We start from the raw sequence: 13,583 nt of genomic DNA on the forward strand, positions 1-13,583 counted from the left end.
ACTCAGCGATAAACCGGGAAATCGGCGCACAGTGCTGCGACCTGACTGGCGACATTGGCCTCGACATCGGCATCGCCGAGGTTGTCGAGAATGTCGCAGATCCAGCCTGCCAGCTCGATACACTGGGTCACTTTGAAACCGCGACTGGTGACGGCCGGAGTGCCGATCCGCAGGCCCGAAGTCACGAACGGCGACTGCGGATCGTTCGGTACAGAGTTCTTGTTGACGGTGATGTGCGCACGGCCCAGAGCAGCGTCCGCATCCTTGCCGGTCAGGCCCTGACGGATCAGGCTGACCAGGAACAGGTGATTGTCGGTTCCACCCGATACCACATCGTAACCACGGTCCACGAATACCTGCGCCATGGCCTGGGCGTTATCGATCACTTGCTGCTGATAGGCCTTGAAGCCTGGCTCCAGCGCTTCCTTGAAGCAAACGGCCTTGGCGGCGATGACGTGCATCAACGGGCCGCCCTGCCCACCGGGGAATACGGCGGAGTTGAGTTTTTTCTCGAGTTCTTCGTTGGCCCTGGCCAGGATCAGGCCACCACGCGGACCACGCAGGGTCTTATGGGTGGTGGTGGTCACCACATCGGCGTATGGCAGCGGGTTCGGGTACAAGCCAGCCGCCACCAGACCGGCAACGTGGGCCATGTCGACGAACAGGTAAGCGCCCACCTTGTCGGCAATTTCGCGGAAACGCGGGAAATCCAGGGTTTTCGAGTAAGCCGAGAAACCGGCAATGATCATCTTTGGCTTGGTTTCCAGGGCAATACGCTCGACTTCGTCGTAATCGATCAGCCCGGTATTGGTGTCGATGCCGTACTGCACAGCGTTATAAAGACGACCGGAAAAACTGACCTTGGCACCGTGGGTCAGGTGACCGCCGTGGGCCAGGCTCATGCCCAGAACGGTATCGCCAGCTTGTAGCAAGGCCAGATAGACAGCGGCGTTGGCCTGACTGCCGGAGTGCGGTTGAACGTTGGCGTAATCGGCACCGAACAATTGCCTGGCCCGCTCGATTGCCAGTTGCTCGACCTTGTCGACATGCTCGCAGCCACCGTAATAACGCTTGCCCGGATAGCCTTCGGCATATTTGTTGGTCAGCCCGCTGCCCTGAGCCTGCATCACACGCTTGCTGGTGTAGTTTTCGGAGGCGATCAGCTCGATATGGTCTTCCTGGCGCTGCTCCTCGGCATTGATCGCAGCCAACAGTGCATCGTCATATCCCTGAATCTGGTCTTGCTTGCTGAACATCGCGGTTCTCCCAGCGGCGGCGTTGCGCCTGGCTTGTCGGCAGGGCGTTGAGCTGCCCTTTGGATGCGATGGTAGGGCCGACGCAAACCGGCCAAATGCCTATGGACGCCACACAAAGGTGCGTTTACGACATGGCTTGGCGGGGAGAGACAAATCGATTGGCGGGAGCACCTGCCGGTAGGAGCGGATTCATCCGCGAGGCGTCATTGAGGGCGATGTATTTGCTTTGACTGTACGGTGTTTTTTGCGAATGAGCGGAGCGCCGCCCGATTCGCTCCCACGGAGATGCGTGGGAGCGGGTTCACTGATTAAAACTCAGGCAGGCTTGTCAGCGCGGAACATGGTGCGAATGCCACGCACGGCCTGACGGATGCGATCCTGGTTTTCAATCAGGGCGAAACGCACATGATCGTCGCCATATTCGCCAAAACCGATACCCGGCGACACACAGACCTTGGCTTCGGCCAGCAGCTTCTTGGCGAACTCCAGCGAGCCGAGGTGCGCGTAGGCGGGAGGAATCTTGGCCCAGACATACATCGACGCCTTGGGATTTTCCACCATCCAGCCCAGTTCATGCAGGCCTTTGACCAGCACATTACGGCGCTGACGATACTGCTCGGCAATATCCAGCACGCATTGCTGGTCGCCTTCGAGTGCAGCAATCGCGGCCACCTGCAAGGGCGTGAAGGTGCCGTAGTCGTGATAGCTCTTGATCCGCGCCAGAGCACTGACCAGTTCCGGGTTACCGACCATGAAACCGATACGCCAGCCCGCCATGTTGTAGCTCTTGGACAGGGTGAAGAACTCGACCGCGATGTCCTTGGCACCCGGGACCTGCATGATCGATGGAGCCTTCCAGCCGTCATAGACGATGTCGGCATAGGCCAGATCGTGAATCACCAGCACGTCGTATTGCTTGGCCAGTGCGACCACGCGCTCGAAGAAATCCAGCTCCACGCACTGGGCGGTGGGGTTGGATGGAAAGCCCAGGATCATCATCTTCGGCTTGGGGATCGAGCCACGAATGGCCTTTTCCAGCTCGGCAAAGAAGTCCACACCTGGCACCAGCGGTACCGAACGCACCTGGGCGCCGGCAATCACGGCACCGTAGATGTGGATCGGATAACTGGGGTTGGGCACCAGCACCGTGTCGCCCTGATCGAGGGTGGCGAGCATCAGGTGCGCCAGGCCTTCCTTTGAGCCGATGGTGACAATGGCTTCGCTTTCCGGGTCGATATCGACCTCGTAGCGCTTCTTGTACCAGTTGGAAATGGCCCGACGCAGGCGAGGAATACCCCGTGAAGTCGAATAGCCATGGGTGTCTTCGCGCTGGGCAACGGTGACCAGTTTTTCGACGATATGCGGTGGCGTCGCCCCATCGGGGTTGCCCATGCTCAAGTCGATAATGTCTTCACCACGACGACGAGCAGCCATTTTCAGCTCGGCAGTGATGTTGAACACGTAAGGGGGGAGTCGATCTATGCGCGCAAAGCGGCGCGGCAAACCTTGGTCAGCCATGAGTATCTCGCAGACGTAAGCGCCCGGAACCGTCCGAGCGACGTTGGCCACATGAGGCGGCCTGCGGCGAAGATAAGTGCAGTCATGGCAATTTGTCTACAGATATCTGCAGGACCGAATTCATTCGGGAAAGCATCAGTGGGTCAGATACAGATGTTGCGCCTGGACTGGCCTCTTCCCGAATGAATTCGGTCCTACGGGGTTGAGGGTGTAGTAGGAGCGAATTCATTCGCGAAGGCGTCAATGGGTCAGATACAAATGTTGCGCCTGGACTGGCCCCTTCCCGAATGAATTCGGTCCTACGGGGTGAGGGTGTAGTAGGAGCGAATTCATTCGCGAAGGCGTCAATGGATCAGATACAAATGTTGCGCCTGAACTGGCCCCTTCCCGAATGAATTCGGTCCTACGGGGTTGAGGGTGTAGTAGGAGCGAATTCATTCGCGAAGGCGTCAGTGGGTCAGATACAGATGTTGCGCCTGGACTGGCCCCTTCCCGAATGAATTCGGTCCTACGGGGTTTGGTTAGAGAGCCAATAACTCCCGAAGCCCCAGCAGAACCAGAAAGTGTCCGGGATAGATCGCATAAGCCCAGCGCCGCATCGGCATGACCGAAAAAACCGGTTTCATACGCAGCAGTGCAATCCCCATCACTGGCGCGATCAGGCAGGCGATGATTGAGCCGATGGAAATCGGGTCGCCCCACGACGCGCCGGCAAACATATCGGGCCAGGCATTGCCTGCGACACAGAGCACCGCTGGAAAAACCGCGTACCAGAGCGGTTTCTGCAAGACCAGCAGCAACACCAGCGGCAGCAGCACACCAGCAAATCCAAACATCAGGTGTTGCTGAAATATCGCGGAAAACAGCAAGGCGGTGATGGCCATGAGTCGGGTCGTGACATTGCGATGTCGCCAGCCCTGCGCAACCAGAAGCCCCAGCAACAAGGTCGGCATCACATTCAGGGTCGTGGCGTCGACCATGAACAGTCGATAGGGAATTTCCGACAGCACCGAGAACGCCAGCACCCATCCCAGATAACGCCATTGCACACGTGGCGTCACCAGTGCCGCGCTACGGCGCGCCAGGTTGACGGCAATCGCCAAACAAAACCATGGAAAGGCCAGGCGCCCCGGCACGTAGAGAACATTCACCGCCCAGCCCACATAGCGCAGGTGATCGAGCACCATGCTCAGCATCGCCAGCCATTTGAGCAGATCCAGCGCCTTGTCGCGTCCCGGTAGAAAAGGCGGGTTTGAAAGATCCATATCGCTCCCGAAAATAAAAGCATTTCAACCATTAACAATGGCATGACCCGACGCCACATTGTTCGCTAAAGTGCGCACCATAAACGACCACAAGGAATCGGCCATGACAGACCAAAGCCAACAGTTCGCCAGCGATAACTATTCCGGCATCTGCCCCGAAGCCTGGGCGGCCATGGAGCAGGCGAACAAAGGGCATCAGCGTGCCTATGGCGATGACCAGTGGACTGCCCGCGCTTCCGACGATTTCCGTCGACTGTTCGAGACCGATTGCGAAGTGTTCTTTGCCTTCAACGGCACAGCGGCCAACTCGTTGGCACTGTCGTCGCTGTGCCAGAGTTATCACAGTGTCATCTGTTCGGAAACTGCCCACGTCGAAACAGACGAATGCGGCGCACCGGAGTTCTTCTCCAACGGCTCGAAACTGCTCACGGCCCCCAGCGCCGGCGGCAAGCTGACTCCCGAATCGATCCGCGAAGTGGCGCTCAAGCGCCAGGACATTCACTACCCAAAACCCCGCGTCGTGACCCTGACTCAGGCGACCGAAGTCGGCGGCGTCTATCTGCCGGAAGAACTCCGGGCGATCAGCGCCACCTGCAAGGAACTGGGCCTGCACCTGCATATGGACGGAGCCCGCTTCTCCAATGCCTGTGCTTATCTGAACTGCTCACCCGCCGAACTGACCTGGAAATCGGGCGTCGATGTGCTGTGCTTTGGCGGCACCAAAAACGGTATGGCGGTGGGCGAAGCCATTCTGTTCTTCAATCGGGATCTGGCCGAAGACTTCGACTATCGCTGCAAACAGGCCGGGCAACTGGCCTCGAAAATGCGCTTCCTGTCTGCACCGTGGGTCGGCCTGCTGGAAAACGACGCCTGGCTCAAGCATGCCCGCCACGCCAACCATTGCGCGCAATTGCTGGCTGAGCTGGTCAAGGATATTCCAGGCGTGGAACTGATGTTCCCGGTACAGGCCAACGGCGTGTTCCTGCAACTCTCGGAACCGGCCATTGCCGCACTGACCGCCAAGGGCTGGCGTTTCTACACCTTCATCGGCAAAGGCGGCGCACGCTTCATGTGCTCCTGGGATACCGAAGAGGCACGGGTACGGGAACTGGCGGCGGATATTCGATTGGTGATGCAGGGTTAAGAGTTATCGCCTTGTGCAGAATGTGTGGGAGCGAAAGCTTCGCGGATAAATCCGCTCCCACAACCTTTAACACTCAACCCTGTGAAATCGTCTTGGAAATCACATCAACCGTGGCGCTGACCTGTTCCTGATAGCGTGCCAGTTCGACCTTGTGTTGCTGCTCAAGCTCGATCTGCTGCGAACACAGATTCAACGCTGCCAGCACCAGCAGGCGGTCGCCGATCAGGGTCGGGTATTTGCGCTTGGTGTCGGCCAGGGAAGTCTTGAGCATCGCTGCCGCTTGCAGAAGCGTCTGATCCTCGCCTGCCGGAGCCTTGACCGAATATTCGTTACCCAGAATAGAAAGGACGGTTACCCCGTTTCTGTCGTGGTTCATGCGCTGACAGCACTGGCGCTGGTAGCACGCTCAACCAGCGCTTGAATACGCGCCGCGGTGCTGCCTTGCTTCTCTTCTTGCTCCATCAAGCTCAACTGCAGGCTGTCGTTCTCATCCTTGGCTTTGGCAAGTTCGGCGCTCAATTGCGCATTTGTGTCTTGCAGTTGCTGGTTCTGTTGCACCAGGTCACCGACAAGTTGTTCCAATTGGCTAAGGGAGGCTTCCAACATTCTGATTTCTCGAGCAAATTTCAACGGGCGCACACGATAAAGAAAAGTCACTGCGCATGCTAGGGCCTGAACAACTCTATAAAGCAACGGTTCAGGCGCAATGTGACTACGTTTAAGGCATCGGGTTCCTGCTGTTCGTCAGAACGCCGTCGCTGCGACAAAAGCGCACAGCAAAATACCCGACAACAACACCCGGAAAACGCTCCACCCATTGATTTCAAAGACTTGCAGGGTTTTTTCAATTTTTCCGGAAAAGCGCCATAAATTGATTCCCGTCAAAACACGTGCCCTCGCCTCAAGACTTTCGTCGTAGAACCGATAGGCAAACATCACGTATTTGCCTTTGCTTTTATACGACGCATGGAACGCGCCTTACTTATGGGAACTTCCATGTCACTACGTAATATGAACATCGCGCCGCGCGCGTTCCTCGGGTTTGCCGTGATCGGCACCCTCATGTTGATTCTCGGCATTTTCGCGCTTTCGCAGATGAGCAAGATCCGCGTGGCGACAGAAACCCTGGCCGAGAACAGTGTGCCCAGCATCAAGAGCCTGGACCGGTTTGCAGAGGTGAGTATCCGCCTGCGGGTTCTTTCCTATCGCCTGCTGGTCAACCGCGAACCTGATATTCAACAGAAAACCATCGACCTGCTGGCCATGCGCAACAAGCAGATCAGCGAAGCCCAGGTCATCTATGAAAAGCTGATTGGCGATCCCAAGGAGCAAGCACTCTATAACCAGTATGTGCAGTTGCTCGGTCAATACCGTCAGCTCGAAGAGCGTATGAAAATCCTGACCCGTGCCAACAGGATCGATGAGCTGCAAGACCTGCTCAATAACGAAATGCTCAGTAACTCCGACCAGATGAACGTGGTACTCGGCAAGCTGGTGGACATCAACACGGAACAGTTGAATGACACCAAGCGTGAAGCCGCTCAGGAATATACTTCGGCCTTCAATCTGGTTATCGGCATGCTGGTCGTCGCCACGCTGCTGACCATTCTGTTCGCCTGGCTGCTGACCAAAAGCATTACCAGCCCGATTTCAGCAGCATTGCATGCGGCCGAAACCATTGCCGAAGGTAATCTGACACGTCCGATCAAGGTTGATGGCACCGACGAAGCCGGTCGTTTGCTGCTGGCCATGGAAACCATGCAAGGCAAGCTGCGCGACACCCTGCAACGTATTTCCGGTTCTGCGACTCAACTGGCCTCAGCGGCAGAAGAACTGAATGCGGTGACCGACGAAAGTGCTCGCGGCCTGGCACAACAGAACAACGAAATCGAACAGGCAGCTACTGCAGTCAACGAAATGACCAGCGCCGTCGAAGAAGTTGCCCGCAACGCAACCAGCACGTCCGAAGCCTCGAAGAATGCCACCTCGTCGGCGGGTGATGGCCGTGATCTGGTCGTGGAAACCGTCAATGCCATCGAACGCATGAGCGGCGACGTGCAAAGCACGGCCGAACTCATCAGCAACCTGGCTAATGAGTCCCGCGATATCGGCAAGGTGCTGGATGTGATTCGCGGTCTGGCCGACCAGACCAACCTGCTGGCCCTCAACGCCGCCATCGAAGCTGCCCGCGCAGGTGAAGCCGGACGTGGTTTTGCGGTAGTGGCCGATGAAGTCCGCGCCCTGGCGCACCGCACCCAGCAATCGACCAGCGAAATCGAACGCATGATCGGCAGCATCCAGGGCGGCACCGAACAGGCCGTGAACTCGATGCGCAACAGCACCGAACGCGCGGAGTCCACCCTGAGCATCGCCAAAGGCGCCGGACTGGCACTGGAGACCATCCATACGGCGGTAGAGGAAATCAACGAACGCAACCTGGTCATCGCCAGCGCCGCCGAAGAGCAGGCTCAAGTTGCCCGTGAAGTCGACCGCAACCTGGTGAACATCCGCGACCTGTCAGCCCAGTCGACGACAGGTGCCAACCAGACCACAGCAGCCAGCAACGAACTGTCGCGCCTGGCAGTCGACCTGAACAGCATGGTTTCGCGGTTTAGCTTGTAATGCCTCGCGAATGAATTCGCTCTCATCAAACATAAACGCAACATGATGAATTAAAGGGTTTTTCTGTAGGAGCGGACTTGTCTTGGGCGGCATTCCGACGATCGAGTGCGAAGCGCTCGCAAATCTACGACTGCTACGCAGCCGATCGCGGACAAGTCCGCTCCTACATCGCCCTCTGTTTGCTGCGCGACAGCACGGCGCCAAGGTGCACAACCCGTAGGAGCGAATTCATTCGCGAAAATACCGCCCGAAATATCCTGCCAGATATTAGATAAGCACTGCTCTGTCATCCAGCTAGATTCGGTATCTCTGAATCATTAGCCAAGGATGGCAAAAGATGTCAAAACATGCGCAGGCCTGCCGTCTTAGACTCGGTCGATACTCTCAAACCGGGCAAATTTATCTAGTCACATCGGTAGTGCAAGAGCGCACTCCAATATTCAATGATTTTCGCCTGGGGCGACTTGTGGTCGAAGAGTTCAGGCGTGCTCAGATTTGTGGCCAAGCCAAGTCATTGGCCTGGGTCATAATGCCTGATCACTTTCATTGGTTGTTGGAGTTAGGCAATTGCTCCCTTGATCAACTTATGAAGCAGGTCAAGGCATGCAGCTCTCTGTCCATCAACAGAGCAACTCAAAAAGAGGGACAGTTATGGCAGAAAGGCTTCCATGACAGGGCGATCCGACGTGAAGAAAATCTGCAAAACGTGGCACGTTATGTTGTTGCCAACCCCCTTCGTACAGGTTTGGTAACACGACTTGGAGACTACTCGCTATGGGATGCCATTTGGGTTTAAGCCTTCGCGAATGAATTCGCTCCTACGCGCGCGGATGAAGTAGGAGCGAATTAATTCGCGAAAGGCCTTACAACCTCACGCTCGCAAATGTCGATTCGTTACGCGCCTGACTCAATGCCGACATGGGGCCAGACAGCGGGGCCAGTACCAGGGCTTGCGGTATTGGCATCATGGCGACTTGCTGGGTGGTGTTTGAACCCACACGTTCGTCACGTGGCGGGATGCCGAAGTATTCGCGGTAGCACTTGGAGAAATGTGGCGTCGATACGAAGCCACAGACCGATGCCACTTCAATGATCGACATGGGCGTCTGCTTGAGCAGTTGCCGGGCGCGGATCAGGCGCAGCTTGAGGTAATAGCGCGACGGCGAGCAGTGCAGGTACTTCTGGAAGAGACGCTCCAGTTGCCTGCGCGAAACCGCCACGTAAACCGCCAGTTCATCAAGGTCGATCGGCTCTTCAAGATTGGCCTCCATCAACGCGACGATTTCCTGCAGCTTGGGCTGGTTGGTGCCCAGCATGTGCTTGAGTGGTACGCGCTGGTGATCCTGTTCGTTACGAATACGCTCGTAGACGAACATCTCGGAAATCGCAGCCGACAGCTCACGACCATGATCGCGGCTGATCAGGTGCAGCATCATGTCCAGCGGCGCAGTGCCACCGGAACTGGTGAAGCGGTTGCGGTCCAGCGTGAACAGGCGAGTGCTCATCGAGACACGCGGGAAAGCCTCCTGCATCGCAGCCAGACACTCCCAGTGAACGCTGCAATCGAAACCATCGAGCAGACCGGCACACGCCAATGCCCAACTGCCGGTGCAGACTGCGCCCAGGCGACGGGACTGGCGGGCCTGGCTTTGCAGCCAGCTCACGTGTTCACGGGTAACGGTACGCTGAATGCCGACACCACCACAGACAATGATGGTGTCCAGTGCCGGCGCCTTGTGCATGGCGGCATCTGGAGTGATCTGCAAGCCATCGCTGGCCCAGACCTGACCGCCGTCCACACTTAGCGTGGTCCAGCGATAAAGCTCACGACCGGAAAGCTGGTTGGCCATGCGCAGGGGTTCGACCGCCGACGCCAGGGAGATCAGGGTGAAGTTGTCCAGTAGCAGAAAGCCGATGGACTGTGGTGCGCGGTTCTGGGGTTGCGCCCCTGCATTGAACGAAGTCATCACGTATCTCCTCACTCTAGGCGTTGGTTGGCCTCAGGCGAGGCTCTTCTTAGTAGCCTTGCTTCATGCATGGCCTGCCAATCCCATCGCAAATCCCATGCCTAAAATTGAATAGCCATTCAATAACCACTGAAAGCGACGTCGCGAAGCGTCTATTCAGGTGCGACCGGCGTGCCCAATTGCGACGTGCCAGCCCATGACCTGCAAGGGAAGAGTGAGCAATTCGGTAGCACTTCAGGGAAACAGGGAAGAAAAGAACTGCGCGCCAGTGTCACTCATCGCACGAGGCAATAGCACTGCGCCACAACCGGTTTTTTTCGCGCTAAAAGGTGGCGACGCTCATCAGCAATGTTCAAAAAGCGAGCAGGCCGACCGATGCCTGTAACCGAAAATACGCCGCACCACTGAACTTCAATGCACCTTGTCGCCTCCACTATCTGGCCGTTTTTAGCTGCTCCATCCTGGTAAAAGTGCGCTTGCACGATAGAAAGAATCTGTAAGCGACCTTGCTCACACTGGATGCGACCCCGCCTGTACTGGATACGACGCCCCCTGTAGGCGTTTGATTTTCACTGTTACATGATCGGCTTCGACTCGATCGCCGGGCGCAGTGATAGAGCTTCGCAAAATGCCTCGCCAACACATAAGCCGCGTCAGCGCTCGCCTGCTGATGAGATGAATAGAAAGAACTCACAGGAGTCCACCCCATGAAAGGTTCTAAATCGTTGCTGTTGGCCGCCACGCTCTGCATGCCGCTACTGGCCCAGGCCGCTGAGCCGCAGGCGTGCCATACAGTCAACTTCTCGGACGTCGGCTGGACTGACATCACGGTCACCACCGCAGTGACCAGCGTGGTACTCGAATCCCTGGGCTACAAGACCAAGACCACCATGATTTCCGTGCCTGTGACCTACAAGTCTCTGGCTGACGGCAAGAACATGGACGTGTTCCTGGGCAACTGGATGCCGACCATGGAAAACGACATCAAGGCCTACCGCGAGGCGGGTACCGTCGAAACCGTTCGCGCCAACCTCGAAAACGCCAAGTACACCCTGGCCGTCCCTCAGGCACTTTACGACAAGGGCCTGAAAGACTTCTCCGATATAGCCAGATTCAAGAAAGAACTCGACGGCAAGATCTACGGGATCGAGCCGGGCAACGACGGCAACCGCCTGATCCAGAGCATGATCGACAAGGACGCCTTCGGTCTGAAGGCCGCAGGCTTCAAGGTCGTCGAATCCAGCGAAGCCGGGATGTTGTCGCAGGTCGATCGTGCAGCACGGCGTGGTACGGACGTGGTATTTCTGGGCTGGGAACCGCATCCGATGAACACCCGTTTCAAGATGCAGTACCTGACCGGTGGCGACGAGTATTTCGGGCCTAACTTCGGCCAGGCCACTATCTTCACCAATACACGCAAAGGCTATGTTCAGGAGTGCAGCAACGTCGGCCAGTTGCTCAAGAACCTATCGTTCACCCTGACGATGGAAAGCACGCTGATGGGTAACGTTCTGGACGACAAGATGAAACCCGATGCCGCCGCCAAGGCGTGGATCAAGAAAAACCCTCAAGTACTGGATACCTGGCTCGCTGGCGTTACCACCGTAGATGGCAAGCCAGGCCTGGAGGCTGCCAAAGCCAAACTGACCCAGTAAGACGATGGCAGGCGGGCCTGCCCGCCTGTTGTCCCATTTCTTCCCGCAAGCGGACAATCGATATCATGCTGACTGACCAAAAAATCCCTCTGGGCCAGTGCATCGCGGCCTTTGTCGAATGGTTGACGCAACACGGCGCCAACTACTTCGACGCCATAGCCTCGACCCTGGAAATGATGATCCACGGCCTGACCTTCGGCCTGACCTGGTTCAACCCGTTGGTATTGATTGGCCTGATTGCGGCTCTGGCGCATTACATCCAGCGTAAATGGGGCCTGACAGTCTTCGTCATCCTGGCCTTCCTGCTGATCCTGAACCTGCATTACTGGCAGGAAACCATGGAGACCCTGGCCCAGGTGCTTTTCGCCACGCTGGTCTGTGTGGTGATCGGTGTGCCGCTGGGCATCATCGCCGCCCACAAACCCATGTTCTACACCGTCATCCGTCCGCTGCTGGACCTGATGCAGACCGTGCCGACTTTCGTGTACCTGATTCCAACACTGACGCTTTTCGGCCTGGGCGTCGTGCCCGGTCTGATTTCGACAGTGGTTTTCGCCATCGCCGCGCCGATCCGCCTGACGTATCTGGGCATTCGCGATGTGCCTCATGAATTGCTCGATGCCGGTAAAGCCTTTGGCTCGTCACGCCGCCAGTTGCTGACCCGCATTGAACTGCCTTACGCCATGCCCAGCATCGCAGCCGGCATTACCCAGTGCATCATGCTGTCGCTGTCGATGGTGGTGATCGCGGCACTGGTGGGCGCCGATGGTCTGGGCAAACCCGTGGTCAACGCACTGAACACCGCTGATATCGCCCTGGGCTTCGAAGCCGGTCTGGCGATCGTATTGCTGGCCATCATGCTCGACCGTATCTGCAAACAACCCGAAGCCAAGGTAGGGTCCGACGCATGAGTATCATCAAATTCGATCAGGTAGACGTCATCTTCGCCAAGGACCCGCGTGAGGCCCTCAAGCTGCTGGACCAAGGCCTCACGCGCGACCAGATCCTGAAAAAGATCGGCCAGATCGTAGGCGTGGAAAAGGCCACTCTGGAAATCGAAAAAGGCGAAATCTGTGTATTGATGGGCCTCTCCGGCTCGGGCAAGTCCAGCCTGCTGCGTTGCATCAACGGCCTCAATACCGTCAGCCGTGGCTCGTTGTATGTCGAGCATGAAGGCTCGCAGATCAACATCGCCAATTGCACGGCGGCAGAACTGAAAATGATGCGCACCCAGCGTATCGCGATGGTGTTTCAGAAGTTCGCCCTGATGCCCTGGCTGACGGTTCGCGAGAACATCAGCTTTGGCCTGGAAATGCAGGGGCGGCCGGAAAAGGAACGACGCAAGCTGGTGGATGAAAAGCTTGAACTGGTCGGCCTGACCCAATGGCGCAACAAGAAACCCGATGAACTGTCCGGCGGCATGCAGCAGCGTGTCGGCCTGGCCCGGGCGCTGGCGATGGATGCAGACATCCTGCTGATGGACGAACCCTTCTCGGCTCTCGACCCGCTGATTCGCCAGGGTCTGCAAGACGAACTGCTGGCCCTGCAAAGCAAGCTGAGCAAGACCATCGTTTTCGTCAGCCATGACCTGGATGAAGCGCTCAAGCTGGGCAGCCGCATTGCCATCATGAAAGACGGCCGGATCATTCAATACAGCGTGCCCGAAGAGATCGTCCTCAACCCGGCCGATGATTACGTGCGCACCTTCGTTGCCCACACCAATCCGCTCAATGTGCTGTGCGGCCGCAGCCTGATGCGCACCGTCGACAATTGCACCCGGATCAACGGTTCGGTATGCCTGGACCCCGGCGTGGATTCCTGGCTGGACCTGGCCGAAGGCAACGTCATCAAAAGCGCTCGCCAGGGTACTGCGCAGCTCGATCTGCAGAACTGGACACCGGGTCAGGACGTCTCCAGCCTGGATCGCCGTCCGACACTGGTGCATTCCAATATCGGCATGCGCGACGCCTTGCAGATCCGCTACCAGACCGGTAACAAACTGGTGCTGCAGGATGGCAACAAGGTGGTCGGTATTCTGGGGGATAGCGAGTTGTATCACGCGCTGCTGGGCAAGAATCTGGGTTAAATATTTCTTTGTGGGAGAGGGCCTGGTCGCTTCACACGACCTCGTCGCGAGCAAGCTCCCTCCCACAAAA

At 57.3% G+C, this 13,583-nt stretch carries 13 protein-coding genes and 1 pseudogene; 7 read left to right on the top strand and 7 right to left on the bottom strand.

Annotated features, from left to right (window positions below):
- Nucleotides 1–2 precede the first annotated feature (2 nt).
- From glyA to JL015_RS09375, 3 genes are all read right to left on the bottom strand, one after another.
- Nucleotides 3–1,256 carry a serine hydroxymethyltransferase gene (gene glyA, locus JL015_RS09365; protein WP_201018265.1) on the bottom strand — a complete coding sequence of 418 codons (1,254 nt, stop codon included), beginning with the start codon at nt 1,254–1,256 and terminating at the stop codon, nt 3–5.
- Between the two features lie 315 nt (nt 1,257–1,571).
- Nucleotides 1,572–2,774, bottom strand: a complete 1,203-nt coding sequence (gene alaC / locus JL015_RS09370) for an alanine transaminase (protein WP_025258199.1) — start codon at nt 2,772–2,774, stop codon at nt 1,572–1,574.
- Nucleotides 2,775–3,295: 521 nt separating this feature from the next.
- The gene (locus JL015_RS09375) at nt 3,296–4,039 is read right to left on the bottom strand and encodes a TraX family protein (RefSeq protein WP_201018266.1); all 744 of its coding nucleotides are present in this window, start codon (nt 4,037–4,039) and stop codon (nt 3,296–3,298) included.
- 103 nt (nt 4,040–4,142) lie between these two features.
- On the opposite strand from JL015_RS09375, the gene JL015_RS09380 reads away from it, so the two are divergent.
- Nucleotides 4,143–5,183 carry a threonine aldolase family protein gene (locus tag JL015_RS09380; protein WP_201018267.1) on the top strand — a complete coding sequence of 347 codons (1,041 nt, stop codon included), beginning with the start codon at nt 4,143–4,145 and terminating at the stop codon, nt 5,181–5,183.
- Nucleotides 5,184–5,256: 73 nt separating this feature from the next.
- Here JL015_RS09380 and JL015_RS09385 read toward each other — a convergent pair whose 3' ends face one another.
- From JL015_RS09385 to JL015_RS09395, 3 genes are all read right to left on the bottom strand, one after another.
- Nucleotides 5,257–5,559 carry a cell division protein ZapA gene (locus tag JL015_RS09385; protein ID WP_201001633.1) on the bottom strand — a complete coding sequence of 101 codons (303 nt, stop codon included), beginning with the start codon at nt 5,557–5,559 and terminating at the stop codon, nt 5,257–5,259.
- Nucleotides 5,556–5,789, bottom strand: coding sequence for a hypothetical protein (locus JL015_RS09390; protein ID WP_201001860.1), 234 nt, complete (start codon nt 5,787–5,789; stop codon nt 5,556–5,558). The genes JL015_RS09385 and JL015_RS09390 overlap by 4 nt, the downstream gene beginning before the upstream one ends.
- A gap of 138 nt (nt 5,790–5,927) precedes the next feature.
- Entirely contained in the window at nt 5,928–6,122 is a 195-nt protein-coding gene (locus tag JL015_RS09395) for a hypothetical protein (protein WP_201018268.1), read from the bottom strand.
- A gap of 72 nt (nt 6,123–6,194) precedes the next feature.
- On the opposite strand from JL015_RS09395, the pseudogene JL015_RS28230 reads away from it, so the two are divergent.
- The 3 genes and pseudogenes from JL015_RS28230 to JL015_RS09405 form a co-directional block, all read left to right on the top strand.
- Nucleotides 6,195–6,950: pseudogene (locus JL015_RS28230) on the top strand (MCP four helix bundle domain-containing protein); the annotation flags it as partial.
- Nucleotides 6,942–7,805: a methyl-accepting chemotaxis protein gene (locus tag JL015_RS28235; protein ID WP_405046139.1), complete on the top strand. Its 864-nt coding sequence runs from the start codon at nt 6,942–6,944 to the stop codon at nt 7,803–7,805. The pseudogene JL015_RS28230 and the gene JL015_RS28235, both read left to right, overlap by 9 nt.
- A gap of 337 nt (nt 7,806–8,142) precedes the next feature.
- Nucleotides 8,143–8,601: an REP-associated tyrosine transposase gene (locus JL015_RS09405; protein ID WP_201018270.1), complete on the top strand. Its 459-nt coding sequence runs from the start codon at nt 8,143–8,145 to the stop codon at nt 8,599–8,601.
- 67 nt (nt 8,602–8,668) lie between these two features.
- Here the strand turns inward: JL015_RS09405 and JL015_RS09410 are convergent, their stop codons facing one another.
- A complete protein-coding gene (locus tag JL015_RS09410; RefSeq protein WP_201001626.1) occupies nt 8,669–9,772 on the bottom strand; it encodes a GlxA family transcriptional regulator in 1,104 nt (367 codons plus the stop codon).
- A gap of 707 nt (nt 9,773–10,479) precedes the next feature.
- Here JL015_RS09410 and JL015_RS09415 point away from each other — a divergent pair.
- The 3 genes from JL015_RS09415 (at nt 10,480) to choV (ending at nt 13,513) form a co-directional block, all read left to right on the top strand.
- On the top strand, nt 10,480–11,427 hold the full coding sequence (locus tag JL015_RS09415; RefSeq protein ID WP_201018271.1) for a choline ABC transporter substrate-binding protein: 948 nt from the start codon (nt 10,480–10,482) through the stop codon (nt 11,425–11,427).
- A 62-nt stretch (nt 11,428–11,489) separates the two neighbouring features.
- The gene (gene choW / locus JL015_RS09420; protein WP_201018370.1) at nt 11,490–12,338 is read left to right on the top strand and encodes a choline ABC transporter permease subunit; all 849 of its coding nucleotides are present in this window, start codon (nt 11,490–11,492) and stop codon (nt 12,336–12,338) included.
- Nucleotides 12,335–13,513: a choline ABC transporter ATP-binding protein gene (gene choV / locus JL015_RS09425; protein WP_201018272.1), complete on the top strand. Its 1,179-nt coding sequence runs from the start codon at nt 12,335–12,337 to the stop codon at nt 13,511–13,513. Before choW ends, choV begins: the two co-directional genes overlap by 4 nt.
- Nucleotides 13,514–13,583: the final 70 nt, after the last annotated feature.

The sequence above is a fragment of the Pseudomonas cichorii genome (genome assembly GCF_015471405.1).
Classification (GTDB): domain Bacteria; phylum Pseudomonadota; class Gammaproteobacteria; order Pseudomonadales; family Pseudomonadaceae; genus Aquipseudomonas; species Aquipseudomonas serbiensis.

Excerpts from the sequence above, each read along its gene's own strand:
- glyA (WP_201018265.1), bottom strand. The coding sequence starts at position 1,256 with ATGTTCAGCAAGCAAGACCAGATTCAGGGATATGACGATGCACTGTTG.
- alaC (WP_025258199.1), bottom strand. The coding sequence starts at position 2,774 with ATGGCTGACCAAGGTTTGCCGCGCCGCTTTGCGCGCATAGATCGACTC.
- JL015_RS09375 (WP_201018266.1), bottom strand. The coding sequence starts at position 4,039 with ATGGATCTTTCAAACCCGCCTTTTCTACCGGGACGCGACAAGGCGCTG.
- JL015_RS09380 (WP_201018267.1), top strand. The coding sequence starts at position 4,143 with ATGACAGACCAAAGCCAACAGTTCGCCAGCGATAACTATTCCGGCATC.
- JL015_RS09385 (WP_201001633.1), bottom strand. The coding sequence starts at position 5,559 with ATGAACCACGACAGAAACGGGGTAACCGTCCTTTCTATTCTGGGTAAC.
- JL015_RS09390 (WP_201001860.1), bottom strand. The coding sequence starts at position 5,789 with ATGTTGGAAGCCTCCCTTAGCCAATTGGAACAACTTGTCGGTGACCTG.
- JL015_RS28235 (WP_405046139.1), top strand. The coding sequence starts at position 6,942 with ATGCAAGGCAAGCTGCGCGACACCCTGCAACGTATTTCCGGTTCTGCG.
- JL015_RS09405 (WP_201018270.1), top strand. The coding sequence starts at position 8,143 with ATGTCAAAACATGCGCAGGCCTGCCGTCTTAGACTCGGTCGATACTCT.
- JL015_RS09410 (WP_201001626.1), bottom strand. The coding sequence starts at position 9,772 with ATGACTTCGTTCAATGCAGGGGCGCAACCCCAGAACCGCGCACCACAG.
- JL015_RS09415 (WP_201018271.1), top strand. The coding sequence starts at position 10,480 with ATGAAAGGTTCTAAATCGTTGCTGTTGGCCGCCACGCTCTGCATGCCG.
- choV (WP_201018272.1), top strand. The coding sequence starts at position 12,335 with ATGAGTATCATCAAATTCGATCAGGTAGACGTCATCTTCGCCAAGGAC.